Source organism: Paenibacillus rhizovicinus, from assembly GCF_010365285.1.
Lineage (GTDB): Bacteria > Bacillota > Bacilli > Paenibacillales > Paenibacillaceae > Paenibacillus_Z > Paenibacillus_Z rhizovicinus.
Genome location: NZ_CP048286.1, coordinates 4,824,322 through 4,843,985, shown reverse-complemented (window position 1 = coordinate 4,843,985; position 19,664 = coordinate 4,824,322). Strand labels below are relative to the sequence as shown.

Annotated in this window: 19 protein-coding genes; 6 read left to right on the top strand and 13 right to left on the bottom strand. The window is 53.3% G+C overall.

Annotated elements, in window-relative coordinates:
- Positions 1 to 134: 134 nt before the first annotated feature.
- A complete protein-coding gene (locus GZH47_RS21835; RefSeq protein WP_162643139.1) occupies positions 135 to 1,496 on the bottom strand; it encodes an ABC transporter substrate-binding protein in 1,362 nt (453 codons plus the stop codon).
- Positions 1,497 to 1,629: 133 nt separating this feature from the next.
- A complete protein-coding gene (locus tag GZH47_RS21830) occupies positions 1,630 to 3,402 on the bottom strand; it encodes a cache domain-containing sensor histidine kinase (RefSeq protein WP_162643138.1) in 1,773 nt (590 codons plus the stop codon).
- A gap of 193 nt (positions 3,403 to 3,595) precedes the next feature.
- Between GZH47_RS21830 and GZH47_RS21825 the strand changes: the two genes are divergently transcribed.
- Positions 3,596 to 5,368: a glycoside hydrolase family 35 protein gene (locus tag GZH47_RS21825; protein ID WP_162643137.1), complete on the top strand. Its 1,773-nt coding sequence runs from the start codon at positions 3,596 to 3,598 to the stop codon at positions 5,366 to 5,368.
- A 92-nt stretch (positions 5,369 to 5,460) separates the two neighbouring features.
- On the opposite strand, the gene GZH47_RS21820 is transcribed toward GZH47_RS21825, so the two are convergent.
- The gene (locus tag GZH47_RS21820) at positions 5,461 to 5,733 is read right to left on the bottom strand and encodes a LexA family protein (protein ID WP_162643136.1); all 273 of its coding nucleotides are present in this window, start codon (positions 5,731 to 5,733) and stop codon (positions 5,461 to 5,463) included.
- A 123-nt stretch (positions 5,734 to 5,856) separates the two neighbouring features.
- On the opposite strand from GZH47_RS21820, the gene GZH47_RS21815 reads away from it, so the two are divergent.
- Positions 5,857 to 6,060, top strand: a complete 204-nt coding sequence (locus tag GZH47_RS21815; RefSeq protein WP_162643135.1) for a hypothetical protein — start codon at positions 5,857 to 5,859, stop codon at positions 6,058 to 6,060.
- Positions 6,061 to 6,125: 65 nt separating this feature from the next.
- Here GZH47_RS21815 and GZH47_RS21810 read toward each other — a convergent pair whose 3' ends face one another.
- Positions 6,126 to 6,647, bottom strand: a complete 522-nt coding sequence (locus GZH47_RS21810) for a chromate transporter (protein WP_162645367.1) — start codon at positions 6,645 to 6,647, stop codon at positions 6,126 to 6,128.
- Between the two features lie 38 nt (positions 6,648 to 6,685).
- Positions 6,686 to 7,315, bottom strand: coding sequence for a chromate transporter (locus GZH47_RS21805; RefSeq protein WP_162643134.1), 630 nt, complete (start codon positions 7,313 to 7,315; stop codon positions 6,686 to 6,688).
- Positions 7,316 to 7,532: 217 nt separating this feature from the next.
- On the opposite strand from GZH47_RS21805, the gene GZH47_RS21800 reads away from it, so the two are divergent.
- Positions 7,533 to 8,690 (top strand): ROK family protein, encoded by a 1,158-nt coding sequence (locus GZH47_RS21800; protein WP_162645366.1) that lies wholly within the window; start codon positions 7,533 to 7,535, stop codon positions 8,688 to 8,690.
- A gap of 493 nt (positions 8,691 to 9,183) precedes the next feature.
- Here the strand turns inward: GZH47_RS21800 and GZH47_RS21795 are convergent, their stop codons facing one another.
- Both GZH47_RS21795 and GZH47_RS21790 read right to left on the bottom strand, forming a co-directional pair.
- Positions 9,184 to 9,972, bottom strand: coding sequence for a TrmH family RNA methyltransferase (locus tag GZH47_RS21795; protein ID WP_162643133.1), 789 nt, complete (start codon positions 9,970 to 9,972; stop codon positions 9,184 to 9,186).
- A 29-nt stretch (positions 9,973 to 10,001) separates the two neighbouring features.
- Positions 10,002 to 10,676 (bottom strand): potassium channel family protein, encoded by a 675-nt coding sequence (locus GZH47_RS21790; RefSeq protein WP_263866865.1) that lies wholly within the window; start codon positions 10,674 to 10,676, stop codon positions 10,002 to 10,004.
- A gap of 146 nt (positions 10,677 to 10,822) precedes the next feature.
- Between GZH47_RS21790 and sspI the strand changes: the two genes are divergently transcribed.
- Positions 10,823 to 11,059, top strand: a complete 237-nt coding sequence (gene sspI / locus GZH47_RS21785) for a small acid-soluble spore protein SspI (protein ID WP_162643132.1) — start codon at positions 10,823 to 10,825, stop codon at positions 11,057 to 11,059.
- A gap of 352 nt (positions 11,060 to 11,411) precedes the next feature.
- Here sspI and GZH47_RS21780 read toward each other — a convergent pair whose 3' ends face one another.
- The 5 genes from GZH47_RS21780 to GZH47_RS21760 all read right to left on the bottom strand — a co-directional run bounded on the left by GZH47_RS21780 (position 11,412) and on the right by GZH47_RS21760 (position 16,875).
- Positions 11,412 to 12,512 (bottom strand): Gfo/Idh/MocA family protein, encoded by a 1,101-nt coding sequence (locus tag GZH47_RS21780; protein WP_162643131.1) that lies wholly within the window; start codon positions 12,510 to 12,512, stop codon positions 11,412 to 11,414.
- Positions 12,513 to 12,738: 226 nt separating this feature from the next.
- On the bottom strand, positions 12,739 to 13,833 hold the full coding sequence (locus tag GZH47_RS21775) for a Gfo/Idh/MocA family protein (RefSeq protein WP_162643130.1): 1,095 nt from the start codon (positions 13,831 to 13,833) through the stop codon (positions 12,739 to 12,741).
- Positions 13,834 to 13,920: 87 nt separating this feature from the next.
- The gene (locus GZH47_RS21770; protein WP_162643128.1) at positions 13,921 to 14,544 is read right to left on the bottom strand and encodes a ThuA domain-containing protein; all 624 of its coding nucleotides are present in this window, start codon (positions 14,542 to 14,544) and stop codon (positions 13,921 to 13,923) included.
- A gap of 41 nt (positions 14,545 to 14,585) precedes the next feature.
- Positions 14,586 to 15,752: a Gfo/Idh/MocA family protein gene (locus tag GZH47_RS21765; protein WP_162643127.1), complete on the bottom strand. Its 1,167-nt coding sequence runs from the start codon at positions 15,750 to 15,752 to the stop codon at positions 14,586 to 14,588.
- 46 nt (positions 15,753 to 15,798) lie between these two features.
- Positions 15,799 to 16,875, bottom strand: coding sequence for a LacI family DNA-binding transcriptional regulator (locus GZH47_RS21760; protein ID WP_162645364.1), 1,077 nt, complete (start codon positions 16,873 to 16,875; stop codon positions 15,799 to 15,801).
- A 192-nt stretch (positions 16,876 to 17,067) separates the two neighbouring features.
- Between GZH47_RS21760 and GZH47_RS21755 the strand changes: the two genes are divergently transcribed.
- Together GZH47_RS21755 and GZH47_RS21750 are read left to right on the top strand one after the other, a co-directional pair.
- Positions 17,068 to 17,409: a TM2 domain-containing protein gene (locus GZH47_RS21755; protein WP_162643126.1), complete on the top strand. Its 342-nt coding sequence runs from the start codon at positions 17,068 to 17,070 to the stop codon at positions 17,407 to 17,409.
- Positions 17,410 to 17,419: 10 nt separating this feature from the next.
- Positions 17,420 to 17,833, top strand: a complete 414-nt coding sequence (locus GZH47_RS21750) for an NINE protein (protein ID WP_162643125.1) — start codon at positions 17,420 to 17,422, stop codon at positions 17,831 to 17,833.
- 136 nt (positions 17,834 to 17,969) lie between these two features.
- On the opposite strand, the gene GZH47_RS21745 is transcribed toward GZH47_RS21750, so the two are convergent.
- Positions 17,970 to 19,556 (bottom strand): peptide chain release factor 3, encoded by a 1,587-nt coding sequence (locus GZH47_RS21745; RefSeq protein WP_162643124.1) that lies wholly within the window; start codon positions 19,554 to 19,556, stop codon positions 17,970 to 17,972.
- Positions 19,557 to 19,664: the final 108 nt, after the last annotated feature.

Below are 19,664 nucleotides of genomic sequence, written 5' to 3'. Positions count from 1 at the left end.
CATGATCCGTAACGTTATTTTCAAAAAAAGTGCGGCCATTCACTGAATGACCGCCCCTCCTTGATTCTTGCTGCTTGCTCCTTGCTGCTTGCTCCTTGCTTCTTGATGCCTAAGCACCAGGACCGCGCAGCCGATTATTTATTTGCCGCTACCGCCTTGGACCATTTGCCATTCAAGTCCTTCTCGATGCCGTCCAACGATTTGCCCGCGAAAATGCTTTGCGCGATCTTATGCGTATCGTACTGCGCGGCGCCGCTGACTTTGGCATAGCCGGCATCCGTCGCGTTATAGACGAACGGCGTGAACGGATACTGCTTCATCCATTTATTGAAGAACGGATTCTCGACCGTGATGCCGTCCATCGTAGAGAACTGCTGCATTTTGTTGATGTATGCTTGGTAAACGTCCTTGCTGAACATCCATTCCAGGAACGCCTTCGCTTCGTCCACGTTTTTGGAGTCCTTGTTGATCCCTACGTTCATATCGGACATCGTCATTGCCGTAATCGGCTGGCTCGCGTCATCGTTGAACGGCAGCGGGAATGCGCCCAAATCTTCATCCGATTTCACTTTATCCATGTAGCTCGGATAGTACCATTGGCCGAGCGCGATCATGGCTGCTTTGCCCGATTCGAACTGCTGCGTGGACTGGTCGAACGAGATCGACAGCGCATCCGGACCCGCGTATTTCTTGTCGGAGATTACCTTCAGCAGCTTGCCGGCTTTGTCGAACGTGCTTTCCGCCGTGAACGGAGCATCCGTCTTTGCCAGGTTGGCCAAATAATCGGGATCGCCGGACATCACGTGCGGACCGAATTCCATGAACGGATAGAAGGTCCAGTCGTCCTTGCCGCCGATGGAGATTGGCGTATACTTGCCGTTCGCTTTGATTTTATCCATCACGGACAAAAACTCGGGAAGCGTCTTCGGTACTTCCAGGTTCATTTCCTTGAACATGCTCGGATGGTAATACACGAATTCCGAGAAAGATACGAGCGGAAGACCGAGCACCTTGCCGTCGACTTTCGTAGCGAATGTATTCGTCTTCGTTGCTTCCAGATCATCCAGCGGCAGCATCGTATCCTTGTAAACCTGGAAGGATGCCGGCTTCAGATAGAATAGATCCGGCATATCGTTGGCAGCCAGACGGACCTTCAAATATTGCCCGCTGTTATCCGGCACCTTCTCGACTTCGATCGTAACGTTCGGCTTCTGAGCCGAATATTCTTTTGCTTTCTCTGTCCAGAAATCGATATCCGCCTGCGCGTCCCAAATGGCGAGCTTCAGCTTCACCGGATCGCTGGAAGCAGCGGCGTCCGTATTACCGGTTGCTGCCGTATTGTCCGCAGCCCCTTGGTTTGCCGCGTTCGTCGTGTTCGCCTTGTTTGTATTGTTCGACGCATTGGACGTGTTTGCACTGTTTGAACCGCAACCGGTCAGAACACTGGTAACCAGTCCAAGCGCAAGCAGCGAACTTCCCCATTTTTTTCTGTTCATCGATTGACCCTCCATTTGAATTGGCATATTGTTGCTCGTTCATTGCTGTTTTTATCTTACCGGAAATGAAAAGGCTTACACATGATCGATTTTGAACCAAATTGATGTATTATGAATTCATTTTTCATCGTGTTTACGATTGCGCCGGTCCGTTCAATTCATCCGTGCCGTCCTCGACGATGTGGTAAATCGCCGGAATCGCCAGCATGACGCTTAATCCGGAAGGCTCGTTCTGTTCCATTCGGATGCCGTACTCCTCGCCATAATGGAGCTGGATCCGGCGATGGACGTTCGCGATCCCCATCCCGCTGAAGGCGCCGTTGCGGTCTCCGGTCAGAATCCGTTCAAGCCCCTCCTTGGTCATGCCGACGCCGTTGTCCGCGATTTCTATGCGAAGCACGCCTTCTTGAATTCGAATGCGGATGCTGATTTTCCCGATGACGTTCTGGGCCGCGAGACCATGCAGGATGCAGTTCTCGAGAATCGGCTGCAGCAGCAGCTTTAGAATATACAAGGCATTCGCGGCCTCTTCGACATCCCACTCCACCTCGACCGCGTTCCCGTAACGAGTCTGCATAATGTACAAGTAGTGCTTCAGATTTTCCACTTCTTCCCCAAGCTTCGTCTCGCTTCCCCCGCGATTAAAGGATGACGACACGAGCCGCATAAGCGATTGCGTCATATTGCGTATGTTATCGACTTTGCTGATGACGGCCATCAGTTTAATCGAGTTCAAGGTATTGATTAAGAAGTGAGGATTGATTTGCGATTGCAGCGCCGCGAACTCCGCCTTGCTCTTCTCTCTCTCCTGGTCTTCCTTCTGTTTGATGAGATGCAGGATCTGCTCCATCATGTGGTTGAACGTGCGGCCCAGAATGACCGTCTCCTCGAAACCGGAGGCTTCGATTTTGGTATTCAGTTTCCCGTCCATGACGCGCGACATTTTCAGAACGAGCAGATGAAGCGGTTTCGTAATCCCGTAGACAAGCAGCAGCGAAATGACGGAAATAAGGACAACCACCCCCATCGTGCCCCATAAGACGTAACGGAAGATTTGATCGTACCTGACCGTCAATTCCGCAAAAGGAATTTGGTAAATGACCTTCCAGTCCGCAGTGCCTACCGTCGAGTAGGCCACTAACGTCGAAGTGCCGTTCAACTGCTGTTCGAAATGCCCTTCCTTGGACAAGGAGATACGGTCCCGCAGCTTAGGATCTACTGTGCTAATGCTCTTAGCGTTATAACTGGTCGCGAGGACTTGTCCATCCTTATTGGCAATGCGGAACGAGAACGCTCCGCGGTATAAGTCCTGCCATAGTATCTTCTCGAAAGCATCCTTGGAGAAAACGATATAGATCATTTCGACGTTATGCATCATCTGCATATAGCTCGGCGCGATGGCCGCGGCAATGCGGGTTTCGTCCGTATCGCCGTACAGCACATCCGTTTGATTGCCGATGAAATGCACATGGTCCTGATCGGACAGCACCGTTCTGTACCACTGCGTATGCCGCAGGGAATCCGGATCCTTCTGCAAGTCTTTCAAGTACGAATAAGTGCCGCCCTGTTTATAAAAGAACGTGACCGACTGCAAGTGACCGGACATCGACGCCCCGTAATTGTCCAAAATCTTCGCAAGCTCGTCCTGATAGTCGTGCCGGGATCCTTCGTCGCCTTGGCGCACTTTCGTCGCCGTGCCCAGCACATCGCGGTCCATTCCGATCAAAGCCGTGAAGTTGACCGTCTTATTGATTTCTTGTTCTTCGGAGTACGTAACGGCCCGCAGCGTCTGCATCGTCCGGTCCGTCGTTTGCGAGATCAGGTCATGCTTGTACACCTGAAGAATCGTTGCGCTGATAAGGGCAATCGGCAGCGAAATCATAATAATCAATACGAGTCTGAGCACAGTCGATAGCTTCCAGGGTTTCAAAATGCGTCCCATACAATCCCCTACCCCGCCTTGAAATGAATTTTAAGACCCATTATAGCATGGCTGCGCGTGAGGATAGTCTGAATAATATTTTGATTGAAGTCGTCATTTATTTGATTTAGAATACCAATTAAATTGATTTTTCCAACCAAAGAGAGGCGGGGCATTCGTGAATCATTTTGCAATCGAAGGCCGTAAATTCCTGTTCAACGGGAATGAAATTCAACTAATATCCGGTGCCATTCACTACTTCCGCGTCGTTCCCGAGTACTGGAGAGACCGCCTGCTGAAGCTGAAAGCCTGCGGCTTCAACACGGTTGAAACGTACCTGGCGTGGAACGTTCACGAGCCGAAACAGGGCCAATTCTGCTTTACGGGCGCGGCGGATATCGTCCGGTTCATCGAAATCGCGGCCGAATTGGAGCTGCATGTCATCGTGCGCCCGAGCCCGTATATTTGCGCCGAGTGGGAATTCGGCGGCCTGCCTTCCTGGCTGCTGGCGGAAGACGGCATGCGGCTGCGCTGCAATTACCAGCCGTACCTGGACCTCGTCGATGCCTACTATGACACGTTAATGCCCCTGCTGGTACCGCTTCTCATCACGAACGGCGGACCCATTATCGCCATGCAGGTCGAGAACGAATACGGCAGCTACGGCAATGACAGGAACTACCTCGACTATTTGCGCCAAGGGATGATTCGCCGCGGCATCGACGTACTGCTCTTCACGTCGGACGGTCCGGAGGACCATATGCTCCAAGGCGGATCCCTGCCGGGTACGCTGGCGACCGCGAATTTCGGTTCCCGTCCCGAAGAATCGTTCGGCAAATTAAGCGAGTACGAGCCGAACAATCCGCTCGTATGCATGGAATATTGGAATGGCTGGTTCGATCATTGGGGCGAGGAGCACCATGTCCGGGGCTATGACGACGTTGCGGACGTGCTTGACCGCATTCTGAAATCGGGCGCTTCCGTTAACTTCTACATGTTCCAAGGCGGCACGAATTTCGGCTTCTATAACGGCGCCAATTTCTTCGACAAGTACGAGCCGACCGTCACCAGCTATGACTATAATGCGCTCCTCAGCGAATCCGGCGAAGTAACGCCCAAGTATTTCGCGATCCGGGATGTCATTTCTAAATATGCGGATGTTCCGGCCGATCTCCTCCCCGAGCCGCTTCCGAAGACAGGTTACGGGGTCGTCCGCATGACCGAACAAGCCCGTCTGTTCGACGTGCTCCATACGTTGTCGAATCCGGTAGAGAGCGTGTATCCGGAAACGATGGAAAAGCTCGGTCAGGATTATGGGTTTATCCTGTATACGACCCGCGTAAGCGGCCCTAGACCCCGAAGCAAAGTCGTGGTCCAGGAAGTTCGCGACCGTGCGCTGGTCTACGTGGATCAAGCCTATCAAGGGGTTATCGAACGGAATTCCCACTCGTTATCGCTCCAGATCGGAGACGATGACATTGCGATCGAAGTACCGAGCGGCGGAACTACGCTGAGCTTGCTCGTCGAGAACTTAGGGCGCGTCAACTACGGCTGGAAGATGCATGATCCGAAGGGGATTACGGAAGGGGTTCGCTTAGAGCGCCAGTTCCTCTACGATTGGACGATCCATCCGCTGCCGCTGGACGACTTGTCCGGACTCGTCTATCAACCGATAGCGGCTGCGAATGCTAACGAGGGGCCGACCTTCTATCGCGGGACGTTCGAAGCCGCGGAGCTTGCCGATACGTTCTTGAACATGGAAGGCTGGACGAAAGGCGTCGTGTTCATCAACGGCTTTAATCTAGGCCGTTATTGGGAGATCGGTCCGCAAAAGACGCTCTACGTCCCTGCTCCGCTGCTTCGGGTCGGAGACAATGAAATCGTCGTATTCGAGCTGCATGGCATGCAAGAAGCGTCGGTAACGATGCAGGCCAATCCGGATCTCGGCTAAACGTTACGTCCGGAGCGAACTCGATCCAGTCCGCTCTTCAAAGCAAAAACACGGAAAGTCGCTGTGACGATCCGTGTTTTTGTGCATCCAGGTCATTTGTACAGGTAATCGCTCTTTTCTTCCACGAATCTTTCATACTCGCGAACGACATAATCGGTCTGTACGACCTTCAATGTCCTCGCCCCTCCGGCATCCCAGTCGATAATGCCTTCTTCTTGCAACCTCTTCAGATGCGCGTATATCGAAGAGTGACTTCGCAGTCCAACGAAATTACGGATTTCATCGACTGTTGGAGGCATTCCATTCTTTGCTGTATAGTTAAGTATCGAACAGGCAATCTCAAGGTTTTTTTGCGATATACGCATGCTTGATCCCTCCGAATAAGAACATATGTTCTTATTTTAGTGCGGAACGAATCTAAAATCAAGTCTTGACCAAACCAACTATCGTCGGTAAGTTTAAGTTCAACTCACATTTCGGAGGTATTTATGCCAAAATTACGACCGCTCCTCACCCATGCGGATTTCGAACGCATGCGGATCTTCACGCGTCCCATAGACGTCTGGCAGGATGGCCAGCTAGTCGATCGTGCAGTCATCATACAAGCGCATGATGAAACGAACGTTACATCCGATGCGAATAAACAGTATGAGAAGTCGGCTTTTCAGTTCTTTTATGGTTCGCATTTATAAAAGGCAATCCAAGGAAGGTTGCGTTACGAGGGCAATCGCCCGATTAAAACACCTGCACATCGCATTTAAAACAAGATAATTCCCGCGACCCCGGATGACAATACCACCATGACGGGATGTAATTTGTAGCGAACCGTTCCAAGCAGCGCTCCCGCGCAGATAATCAACGTAGCCGCTGTCTGCCAAGTAAGCAAGGAAGTCTTATGGGACATAAAACCGAAATGCAAGGCTGAATAAACGATAACGCCCGTGATAACCGGACGAAGTCCATAGAGCGAGGATTTCACAATCTTGTTGTCGAATAATCGGTAACACACCGCGACCATAATCACGATGATCAGCAGCGAAGGCAGGACAATCCCTGCGGTTGCCGCAATCGCGCCGCTGAGACCGAATGCGTGGTAACCGATTAACGTGGCCGCATTCGTCGCAATCGGCCCTGGCGCCGTACCGGCAACGGAGACGAGATCCTGGAACTGGCTTGTCTCCAGCCAGCCGTGGGCGCTCGTTTCTCTCTCCATGAACGAGATGACGGAATACCCCCCGCCAAACGAAACTACTCCGATTTTCATGAAAATGATAAACATCTCCCACAGGGATGCCACCTACGAATCCCCTCCATAACTTAAATATAATACTCCGGATACAAGAAACCTGGATTCGTCTTTGCTTCTTCCTTTTCCGTTTTCGCTTGATAGCCCAGCTTCTTTTTGGTCATCACGACGACGATCCCGACACAGGCTCCGCCCAGCATAACAACGACCTGATTAATGGATGTAAACAGTAATAAAAGCAAAGTCGCCGCCGCAACCAGCTTCGTCGTGCGATCAAACAGAGCTGCCTTCGCCATCTTATACGCTGCCATAATAATCAAGGCTATCACTGCCCCATGAATCCCTTTAAGCGCCGCAGCCACTTTTACTTGATGCTCGAATAACGAATAGAATAGGCTCAGCACGCAGACAATGACGAACGTAGGCATCGTAATGCCCAGTACGGCTGCAACCGCGCCCGGGATGCCTCCTAACCGATATCCAATAAATGCTGCGGCATTGATGCCAACGCCCCCTGGTGCCGATCCCGCGATCGCAATGACATTCCCCATCTCGGACGACGCCAGCCAGCCCCGTTTCGTAATAACTTCCTTCTCAATCACCGGTATCATGGCATAACCGCCTCCGAATGTGGAAGGACCGATGCGGAAGAACACCCAGAACACCCGGAATAGGAGCAGCATGTTGTCTTTTACCATCATGAACCCTCCCTCTGCTACGAAACCAGTTCGACTTTCTTTATTATACATTCTTTTTTTCATTTTGGAATAAAGTAATTTTGTTATCATCCATCAGGCTTTCTTATAGCCGCAAGCTCTTTGCTTGCACTCATTTTGACAGAGTGAGTTGTATCCCTAATTCACATCAGCTAAGATAGTTCAATGAAGTATAAATCAATAGGGTAAGTTGGGATAGTTGATGGACGCGCCTCATGCCAAGCTGGATACCAAAAAAAAGATTTATCAATACATTGCCGATCAAGGCATTGTCTCGAAGATCGACCTTCTGTCCTACTTTACGATAACGACCAGCACAATGAACCGACTGCTGGATGATCTTCTTGCGGACGGACTCATTCAAGAATCCGGACGGGGTTCTTCTACCGGCGGCAGAAAACCGATCTTATATGAAATTAACCCTCATTACGGCTATATCATCGGACTCGAAATATCGCGATTCTATTCATCTCTCGGCCTATACGATATGCAGCTGAACGCCAAGTCGTTAGTAAGATGGCGCATGGACGAAGACATGACCCCCGAAAAGTTCGTCGCGCATACCGCGGGGCAAATCCGGGCGCTGTTGAAGGACCATGATTTGACGCAAGACCGAATTATAAGCATTGGCATCGGCGCGGTCGGTCCCCTTGACCGCGCGAGAAACATGATCTTGAAGCCGCTGCATTTTCGTGCCCAAGGCTGGTCCGACGTACCTATTTGCCGGCTAATCGAAGAGGCCTGCGGTATTCCGGCAATCCTGGATAATGGCGCCAATACAGCACTCATCGGGGAGCATTGGGCGTTACGTCAAGAGCAGCTGCAGCATATGCTCTATGTGCATGCGGGCGTCAGTCTGCGTTCGGCCATGATGTCCCATGGCCGCATCATACACGGTTCTGTGGACATGGAAGGTTCCATTGGTCAGATGATTATCCAAAGGGATGGCCCGCGTCTGCAAGATACGGGGAATTTCGGCGCTTTAGAAGCTTTCGTATCCGTCCCCGCGCTAGAGAAGCAGGCGCAGTCCCATGTGGATTTAAGGGGAGCCAACTATGATTCGCTATTGAGGGAATTATCGAAGAGCAATCCGATTGTACAGGAGTTATTCCTGGAAGCAGCCCGCAATCTCGGAATAGGTTTAGCGAATCTCATTAATTCGTTTCACCCCGAAACCGTTATTCTCGGCGGAGCTTTGATCAGCTCTCATGAACGTTTCTACTCGGCTGCCATCGAAACCGCGATTGCAAATACATACTATCATCCGGAATACTCCCCGATTTTCTCCAAGGGAGCGTTAAAGGAAGACGCCGTTGCGACAGGGGCCGCACTGTTGGCAAGGGAGCATTTCACGTTTTGAAACTGTATGTAAAGAAAAAAGTCCTGACAATCAAGGGTTCTTGATTATCAGGACTTTTATTCGTATCCTGCTCTGACTTTCATTCCTTAAGAAAATCCCAATGGATAACTGATGTAAATCATGCCAGCCGCTGGTCTTTGCAACACAAAAAGCCGAAGTTTACGCGGCATTTTCCTAGACGTCCAGACTTCGTTTTTGGCTTATGCTTGTGAGTTCAAAATCCTCTTTGGAGATCCCCATCTCCAAGGCCAGCTTCTTCTTTATCACCATTGCTTGCTGTAAGCTGGTAGCTCGGTATTCAAACGAAGTGCCGGATGGATCTTCGAAAGTATAGTAGCATTTTTGATTCGACAAGAACGATTCACCTCGCTTTGCTGACAGTTATCTGAATCATTATGTCCCTGATTGAAGTTTATAAACGGATTATTAGGGCTGATCACCTGGTTAACCCGTTTTACGCAAAAGACCCGAGGAAACCCTCGGGTCTTTTACTTTACTTATAACGCCGCTGCCGCATCGCCTCATACAACAACACCGTCGATGCCATCGCCACGTTCAGCGACTCCGATTTGCCGTGCATCGGAATGATCATCCGGGTATCGACCTGCGCAAGCGCCGCTTCCGATAGGCCGTCGGACTCGCTGCCGAGCAGCAGCCAGGTCGGCCCGCTCCAGTCGTAGCTGTAGCAGGTGGCCGAAGCCTGAAGGCTCGTCCCTACAAGCTGAATGCCCCGCTTCTTCGCTTCCGGCAGCAGCTCCGACAAGTCTCCCTCAAGGACGGGCAGATGGAACAGCGAGCCCATCGTCGAGCGCACCGTCTTCGGATTATAGAGATCGACGCAGCCCCGTCCTAGAATAACCGCATCCGCGCCGACGGCATCCGCGCTTCGGATAATAGTTCCGACGTTGCCGGGATCGCGCACGCCGTCCAGCACGACGACGAGCGAATCCGGACGATACAATGCTGCATCGTCCGCCAACGGTTTCGCCACGACGCCGAACACCGGCGGCGGCGTATCCGTCCCCGTGCATTTGGCCATGATGGCCGGCGTCACTTCGATCAACTCGCAGTCGGTTTGACTCAGCAGCGTTCTCAGTTCGCCGGGCACGCCGCGTTCCGAGTCGACGACGATCATCTCGACGTCCGCTCCCGCAAGCAGCGCTTCCTGCACCAGATGCACGCCCTCGATCAGGAAGCGGCCGCTCCGGTCCCGATGCTTCTTCTCGAGCAGCGCCGCCATCGTTTTCACTTTTTCATTTTGCAAAGAAATAATGCTTGTCATTCGATTATTTGAGTTCCGCACGTGTCTATTCAGCCTTCCGCATACGATAGTTCTAATTCGGATAAATCTTCGGTTTTCCCGACGATAACGAGCAAGTCGCCATTCATGATAACGTCTTCCGCGTAAGGCGCGACGTTCACGTCATCCGGACCGCGTTTGATTGCAAGTACATTGCATTTATATCTCGCCCGGATATCGAGCTGCATTAAGTTTTTGCCGATCGTGAACGATGGCGCCTTCATTTCCACGATGCCGTAATCATTGGACAGCTCGATGTATTCCAAAATATTCGGCGAAATGAGATGATGCGCGACTCGCAGTCCCATATCCCGCTCCGGAAAAACAACCTTGTTCGCGCCGATCTTGTCCAGCACTTTGCCATGCAGCGCGTTCTGCGCCTTCACGATGAGCTCCGGCACGCCAAGCTCCTTCAGGATCAACGTTGTCAGGATGCTGGCTTGAATGTCCTCGCCGATCGCCACGATGACGACATCGAAATTACGCAATCCGAGCGAGCGCATCGCTTCCTCATCCGTGGAATTCGCAGCCACCGCATGGGTCACCCAATTGGAAACCTCTTGAATCTTCTGTTCATCCGCATCGATGGCCAGTACATCGAAGCCCAATTCGGACAGTTCGTGGGCGACGCTGGAACCGAATCTCCCCATGCCGATAACCGCATACTGCTTCTTCGTTTTCGCCAATCCATGACCCTCCTGCAACGATAATCAAGTTAGCTTATTATAGCATATCTTCCGAAGATAACCGAATCCCGCCGACAGCCAATCCGGCATGAATTCACTCTGGTGAGGAGATATTAAACGGGAATTCAGGTGATGGAGGGATAGGTTTGAACAATCTTGATTTGCGGCAAGCGATCGTCCGCCGGGTCCAAAATAAATCCGGCGAGGAGTTGACCGACGTCATTGAAAGCTCCATCGGCGCCGATGAACGGGCACTGCCCGGATTAGGTGTGCTGTTCGAAATGATTTGGCAGGACAGCGAGTCGCCCGAGCGGAACCGAATGGTCGAGCTCTTATACAATCATCTTCACCATGCCGAGACCGCGACTCCAAGTCCTAGCTAATCGCGTGAACCGTCGCAAGATCGCCCATTCTTTCGCATGAGCATGATCATGGTACCATTGGAACACAACAATTCGCCGTCGCCGGATACCGCCATATCCATTCGCCTAGTCCGCCGCGTGCGTACCATACGAAGCAGCAAGCGCCCGACGCGTCCCAGCGTTCGGCGCTTCTGCGCATGCGCGTTTCCTCCGTCAGCTAGGAATAGTGTTCCTATTTCAACCCCAACTCATGTAACCGATCGATAAGCGATTAACCGTATATTCGAAAAAACAGCCTGTCCATTAGAAATGGACAGACTGTCTGAATTTTGTCTTCGCACAGCCTATACCGAACGAACATGCTCGCCGATTATTAAGAAGCCGTAGGCGAACTCTCAAGCGCCGGCATTGGCTCGGGACGCTGGCAAGTGCTTTCCATGACGTAATGCTTGCCATCGCGCGATGCGTCGTGGAAACCATGCATCGCTTCCAGCACATGATACGCCATCGCCCCGTTCGCGCGATGTTGGCCGCCTTCGCGGATCGCGCGTGCCATATCGGCCACGCCGATGCCGCGGTTGTTGTCCGTGTTGCCATGCGTCAACGCAATCTCTTCCCATTCGCCGCCCAGACGGCGCAGTTTCACCGTTCCGCCGAACGTGTTTGGATCCGGCACCAGCAAAGAGCCAGCGCTGCCATGCACTTCAATGTTCGGCAGCGAGGTGCCGGCTTTCGTATCGAAGCTCGTGATGAGCGTACCGACGGCGCCGCTCTCGAAATCGAGCACGCCGGCAATATGCGTAGGCGTCTCGACCTTCATCACTTTGCCGTTCTTCTTCTCGCTCGTGATCGTACGCTCCGGGTACGAAATAACCGCCGAACCCGTTACTCTGCGGATGGGTCCCAGCAGCGCGATGTAAGCCGTCAAATAGTAAGGGCCCATATCGAACATCGGACCGCCGCCGACTTCGTAGAAGAACTCCGGATCCGGATGCCAGCCTTCAGGTCCGCCGCCCATCATGAAACCGGAAATCGAGATCGTCTGACCGATCGCGCCATCATCGATCAGCTTACGGCAAGTTTGGATGCCGCCGCCGAGGAACGTCTCGGGAGCGCTTGCGACGCGCAGCCCTTTCGCCGCCGCCAGTTCCAGTACTTGTCTGCCTTCCTCGCGCGTAACGGCAAGGGGCTTCTCGACGTAGACATGCTTGCCGGCTTCAAGCGCCTGCAGACATACATTGGCGTGTGCTTTCGGGAACGTCAAGTTGACGACGATCTCGATCTCGGGATCCGCCATCAATTGCTCTACGGTATACGCCTTCGGCAGCTCGAATTCTGCGGCACGCATTTTCGCGCGCTCCAGATCGATATCGGCCGCGGCCACAAGTTCGATTTCGGGATATTTCTTCAAGTTCGTAAAGTAAATTTGACTGATGTTGCCGCAACCGACAACTCCGACTTTAACAGGCTTCATTCATTTAATCTCCTTTGACTCTTAAATAGAAGGACCGGTCTTCGCCGCCCTCGTGAAACGCATACCTGGCATCAGGTTAAATAAAACAGCCCGCCCATGGGGGCAGGCTGTTGCCCTACCTGAAGTATACGCTATTGCACGAAAATTCCGAAAGACTTTGAACGAAATTTTCATGCGTATTACACGAAAATTCCGTAAGGCTTTGATCGAAATTTTCATGTAAAAATTATTTCGACTGCGTTTCCAATGCAGGCATCGGCTCAGGACGCGAGCAAGTGCTCTCCATCACGTAATGCTTGCCGTCGCGGGACGCATCGTGAATGCCGTGCATGGCTTCCAGAACGTGATACGCCATCTCGCCGTTCGCACGGTGCTGGCCGCCCTCGCGGATCGCGCGAGCCATGTCCGCTACGCCAATGCCGCGATTATTGTTCGTGTAACCATGCGTCATTTCGATTTCTTCCCAGTCTCCGCCGGCGCGGCGCAGTTTGATCTTGCCGCCGAAGTTGTTCGGATCCGGAACGAGCAATGTACCTTCGCTGCCGTGTACTTCGATGTTCGGCAGCGTAGTGCCTGCTTTCGCGTCGAAGCTCGTAATGAGCGTGCCGATCAAGCCGTTCTCGAAATCAAGCACGCCCGTAATGTTGGTCGGCGTCTCGACGACGATTTTTTGGCCGCGCTTCTTCTCGCTCGTAATCGTCCGCTCCGGATAGGAGATGCGCGCGGAACCCGTTACGCGTTTGATCGGGCCGAACAGCGTCACGAATGCCGTCAAATAGTAAGGACCCATATCGAACATCGGACCGCCGCCGATTTGATAGTAGAACTCCGGATCCGGATGCCAGCTCTCGTGGCCGCCGCCGATCATGAAGCCCGTAGCCGATACCGGCGTACCGATGGCGCCATCGTCGATCAGCTTACGGCAAGTTTGGATACCGCCGCCGAGGAAAGTCTCGGGCGCACTTGCAACGCGCAATCCTTTCGCTGCCGCCAATTCCAGTACTTGTTTGCCTTCCTCGCGCGTAACGACGATCGGCTTCTCGACGTAGACATGCTTGCCAGCTTCCAATGCCTGCAGGCAGACGGATGCATGCGCTTTCGGAATCGTCAGGTTGACGACGATCTCGATCTCCGGGTCTGCGAGCAGCTGCTCGACCGTATACGCCTTTTCCAGATCGAACTCGGCCGCACGGGCCTTCGCGCGCTCGATATCGATATCGGCTGCAGCGACAAGATCGATTTCCGGGTACGTTTTCAAGTTCGTGAAATAAATATGGCTGATATTACCGCAGCCGATAATGCCTACTTTTACTGGCTTCATGGATGAATCCTCCTAATAAGTAAGTGCATTTGGAATAAATAATGGAATAAAGAATGGTATAAAGAATGGAATAAGTAAGGAATGAATTTAACGAGCCGCCCACAAGAAACCGCGGCGCATCAGTTCAAGCGTCTGCGGCATGGCGACGATGTTCGCCTGGTGGCCGAGCGAGTTGTAGTAAACGCGGCCTTGTCCCCAGGATTTCGTCCAGACGACCGGCATTTTCACGTCGCCGAAATTCGTCGTCGCGTGTACTTTGACTGCTGGATCGACATGCATGTAATACTGCTCGGAGACGACTTCGAAATCGCCGATGCCGCTTGTCAGCGGGTCGTTCGCGTCCACAAGGTTGACGTCGTAACGAACGCCGTCATTGCCCGGATGCGCTACCCACTGGCCGCCGACCATGAATTGAAAATCCGTCTCGTTGCGGAAGGAATCCCCCATGCCGCCGTGACAGCCCGCGATGCCGCAGCCCGCGTTTACAGCGTCCAGCAAGGGACGAAGCTGCTGCTGCGTAATTTGGCCCATCGTCCATACCGGTACGATCAGGTCCAGGCTAGCCATCAATTCCGCATCTTCGAACGAAGCAAGCGTATCCGATACGGTTACGTCGAAGCCTTCTTCGCGCAACAAGCCCGTGAAAATTTCTCCGACTTCCTTCGGCTGATGGCCATCCCATCCGCCCCAAACGATCAATGCCTTTTTCATGTCCAGACCATCCTCTATCAATCAATTTAGTCGTACTAGATTTAACGAAGCTCCGAGATCGCGACCCAACGGCGCTCCTCGATGGATTTATCGACTGCTTCCAGCACCGCTTGGCATTCCACGCCGTCTACGAAGTTCGGAACCGGCTGGCGGTCCTCTGCAATCGCATTCATAAACTCGACCATTTCGTGCGTAAACGTATGCTCGTAACCGATCGTATGTCCGGCCGGCCACCAGTTCTCGCTGTATGCATGCGCTCCATCCGTTGCCAGTACGCGGCGGAAGCCCTGCACGTCGTCGGCATCGTCAGAGAAGTACACCTGCAGCTCATTGACACGTTCGAAGTCGAACTTGATGCTGCCTTTGCTGCCGTTGATTTCGAATGAATTCGTGCAGCGGTGACCCGGCGCGAAGCGCGTCGCTTCGATGCTGCCGAGTGCGCCGTTTGCGAAACGGGCCAGGAACAGCGTCGCGTCGTCAACCGTTACTTCGCCTTTCGGTGCGTCTTTATCGCCTTTGGCAGTCAATCCGCCGGTCGTAGCCGTCAGCAGCGGACGCTCTTTAACGAACGTTTCGCTCATGCCGATAACTTCATTGAATTCGCCGACAAGGAAACGAGCCATGTCGATGACATGGGCGCCAAGGTCGCCATGCGCGCCGGAACCGGCAATTTCCTTCTGCAGGCGCCAGACGAGCGGGAATTCGGGATCAACGATCCAATCTTGCAGGAAGAAACCGCGGAAGTGAAAAATTTTGCCGATGCGGCCTTCTTCGATCAGCTTCTTCGCCAGCAGAACAGCCGGAGCGAAACGGTAATTGAAGCCGACCATATGCTTGATGCCGGCTTTCTCGGCCGCATTCAGCATTTCGACCGAATCCGCCAAGTTGAGCGCAAGCGGTTTCTCGCAGAAGATATGCTTGCCGGCAGCAGCTGCGGCAATCGCGATTTCCTTATGCGCGTCGCTCGGCGCATTGATATCGACGACATCGATATCGTCGCGTTCGACGAGCTTGCGCCAATCCGTCTCCGCGCTCTCCCAACCGAATTGCGCGCGAGCCTGCTCCAGGCCTACAGGGTCACGTCCGCAGATCGCCGTCATTTGAGGGCGCGTTACGTTCGGGAAGAACATTGGCATCGCACGGTAAGCGTTGCTATGGGCTTTCCCCATAAATTTATAACCGATCATTCCTACTCGAATATTGCTCATCGTTAGTCCCCTCTCGGAATATAGATTGAAAGTCCAACATGCGGCTTCAGGCGTTCATCGATTCATCGAACATGGAGGAAGGCCGTTCGATCAGCTTTACCGGCAGTTTGATTTCGAAGGGAGACACGGCCGTCTCTTCTCCGCTTGCCTGCGCAACCGCATCCAGCAGCTTCGCGGCGGCTTCGCTGCCGATTTCGAAGAATGGCACGCGGATCGACGTCAGCGGCGGGTCCGTCATGCGCACGACGTCCGAATCGTCGCAGCCGATCAGCGCGATGTCTTCGCCGACTTTGATGCCCTGCTCCTTCAAACCTTGCAGCAAGCCGATCGCCATCCGGTCGTTAGCGGCGATTACGGCGTCGATGCCTTGCTCGCGCATCAGCGTTGCAATCGCTTTCGCTTGCATGTAACCGCTCTTGCGGCTGTAGTTGCCGAGCAATACGCGTTCCGGAAGGAACGGTATGCCGGCTTCTTCCAGTGCCTGCCGATAGCCTTCCAAGCGGTCGCGGCTGTTGGAGTAGACGGACGGCCCGTTCAGGAAACAAATCTGTCTGCATCCCTGCTCCAGCAGATGCTTGACGGCCTCGCTGCTGCCAGTCCGCTGATCGGCATCCACCGAGTTGTACGTCTCGCCTTCGAACCGTTGATTGACGAGGCAGAACGGATGGCTGCCTTCCTTCAGTTCGGCAAGCGCTTCGCGTTCGGACGGCACGTCCTGGGCGCCGATGATAATGCACCCGTCCACCTTCTGCATGCGGAACAAGTTCGCATAGTTCCTCGGCTCATCGGGTTCGCGGAATAACAACAGCAGATCATAGCCGCGTTGTTTGGCCGTCATGCCGATCCCGCTGAGAACTTCGGAGAAATAGTACGTGGAGAACAAATTCACTTTCGGCAGCATGGGAAGTATAACGCCCAGGTTTCCACTCCGTCGAAGCGCAAACCGCTGCGCCAGCGCGCTCGGCACGTAATTGAGCTGCTGCGCCGCCTCAATGACTCGTCTCGCCGTTTCTTCCTTTACCGCAGCCCCGCCGCCGCTCAAAACGCGCGAAACCGTCGCTTCCGATACACCGGCAAGCTCAGCGACCTTTTTACGGATAAGTCCTTCCTCCCGTCCAGTCATTTCATGGTTGTCATTATAATGTACACGCGTACATTCTCTCATGCGGGATTCCTGTTGTCAACGGAGAATCTCGGCGAATCGTGTTAAATTTTAGGATATTTGTTAGTGATTCCTTGTCGAATGGCACTAGTTCCTTTATACTAAATGTGGTCAAATTGTGTCTATAACAAGAATAGAATGGGGAATGAAAGAATGTACAACATCGCGCAAAAAAGCCAGTTGGATGCTCGCGAATTGCTGCTATTGGACCAAGAGGTCCGGTCGCAAGGCAAGAGCGTGCTCGTGGCCTATATCCTATGGTTCTTCCTGGCTGGCTTCGGGGCGCATCGTTTCTATGTCAAACGGACCGGCAGCGCCATCGTCATGCTTATTCTTACGCTAACGATCGTCGGCGCTGTCGTTACGGGAATTTGGGCATTGATCGACGCTTTCCTCCTGCACGGCATCGTGAAGGAAGAGAATCAGAAGGTCGAAGCGCGCATCATGGACGATATCCTGTCTCAGAAGCATTTCAACAATGCGATGAGTCGCTAGGCCGCCTCTGATGCTGAATAAACAGGATCTATCGTTGGAAGAGCTGATGCTTCTGAACTCCGAGCTGCGCGGCGCGGAGAAGTCCTCGGGCGTCGCATATCTTATGCTGCTGGGCGGCCACTTCGGGCTGCATCGCTTCTATCTGAAACGCAAAGGAACAGGCGCTGCTCAATTGGCCCTCTTCATCGCAGCCATCTTCTTCTATTTCATGATCGCAATCGCATCCGCAGTGGACTCCACGCCGTTTACCATCGTTTCGGTAACGATGTGCGTCCTGCCCGCCGTCGCGCTGTTCGTATGGATCATCGTCGATTTATTCCTGCTGCCTGGCATGATCCGCGCCTACAACCAAGGCGTGCAGCAAGCCATCATCGCCGAAATCCTTCATTATCGCAAGATGGAACAGCTGGCCGGCCGCGGCTAAACGCGACAAGTCGACGAACGCGTCGGCCAATCCGTTTCGTCTGGCAGCGTGCAGGGCTTATAGGAAAAAAGACCTCGAATCTGCGTTAAAACGCGGACTCGAGGTCTTTTTAATTTAATAAACGAGCTGGCGGGCCTTAAGGCGCCATCTCCAAAAACTTGGAGGTTGGGTTCTTATCCATTGCCGTACGCATGGCGTATTCGTTCTCGAACAAAGCCACGTAATTATCCTTCTTGTCTTTAACGAGCGACGAATTGATCCGGTATTTGGACGGATCGATCTTGTCGTCGACAATCCAGCGCGCGAATTGGAACGGCATCCGGTGCAGCATAATGTCTACGCCGTATTCAGAACGCATCCGATGCTCGAATACTTCGAACTGCAGCTGGCCGACAACGCCGAGAATCGTCTCGTCGAAGTTGCCCGTGGAATGGAACACCTGGATGGTGCCTTCTTCCGTCAGCTGGTCGATGCCTTTCTGGTACTGCTTATGCTTCAGCGCATTCTTAACGGTTACCTTCGCGAACAGCTCCGGCGAGAACGTCGGCAGCTCGTCGAAGACGATCTCGCTGCCTTGCGACAACGAATCGCCGATCCGGAAGATGCCGGGATCGAACAGGCCGATAATGTCGCCCGGATACGCGTTCTCGACGATATCGCGATCCTGCGCCAGGAATTGCTGCGGCTGCGACAGCTTGATGTCTTTGCCGTTGCGCACGTGACGGACGCTCATGCCGCGTTCGAACCGGCCGGAGCAGATACGCAAGAACGCGATCCGGTCGCGGTGGGCAGGATTCATGTTCGCTTGGATTTTGAATACATAGCCCGAGAACTTCTCGTTCGTCGGTTCAATCGGACCGCTCGTGCTTTGGCGCGGCGTCGGAGCCGGTGCCAGCTGCAGGAAGTTCTCCAAGAATGTCTGCACGCCGAAGTTGTTCACCGCGCTGCCGAAGAAGAGCGGCGTCAGCTCGCCTGCGCGAACCTTCTCGTAATCGAACGGATCTCCCGCGACGTCAAGCAGCTCCAAATCCGCGATCAGCTGGTCCGTCAAATAATCGCCGGCCATCTCCCGAATATGCGGATCGTTGTAATCCTCGACCTTTTGAACCTCGATCGTCGAATGATCGTTGCCCCGGAAGAGCTCCACTTGATTCTTCATCCGGTCATAGACACCGCACAACTCGCGGCCCATGCCGATCGGCCAGTTCATCGGAACGGCCCGGATGCCGAGAACGCGCTCAAGCTCTTCCATGAGCTCGAACGGATTCTGTCCTTCGCGGTCCAGTTTGTTGATGAACGTGAAGATCGGAATGCCGCGCTTGCTGCAAACCTGGAACAGCTTGATCGTTTGCGCCTCGACGCCTTTAGCGACGTCGATCAGCATAACCGCGCTGTCCGCCGCAGTCAGCGTCCGGTACGTATCTTCACTGAAGTCCTGGTGACCGGGCGTATCCAATATATTCACGCGGTGACCGCTGTAATCGAATTGCATAACGGAAGATGTAACGGAAATTCCCCGCTGCTTCTCGATTTCCATCCAGTCGCTCGTCGCGTGACGGCTCGCTTTGCGCGCTTTGACCGATCCCGCTTCGCGGATCGCGCCTCCGAACAGGAGCAGCTTCTCCGTCAGCGTCGTTTTCCCCGCATCGGGGTGAGAGATGATGGCGAACGTGCGCCTCTTCTCGACTTCTTGTTTGATTTCATCCGCAATTGTTTTACTCATGATAGTTCCCTTCGTCCCTTTACATACCGCCGATCAAGAGCGCGCGGGCTGGAGCCGCATCGATTCCTTTAAGCTTAAGCGGCGCATTGATCCTGAAATAACTGCCGG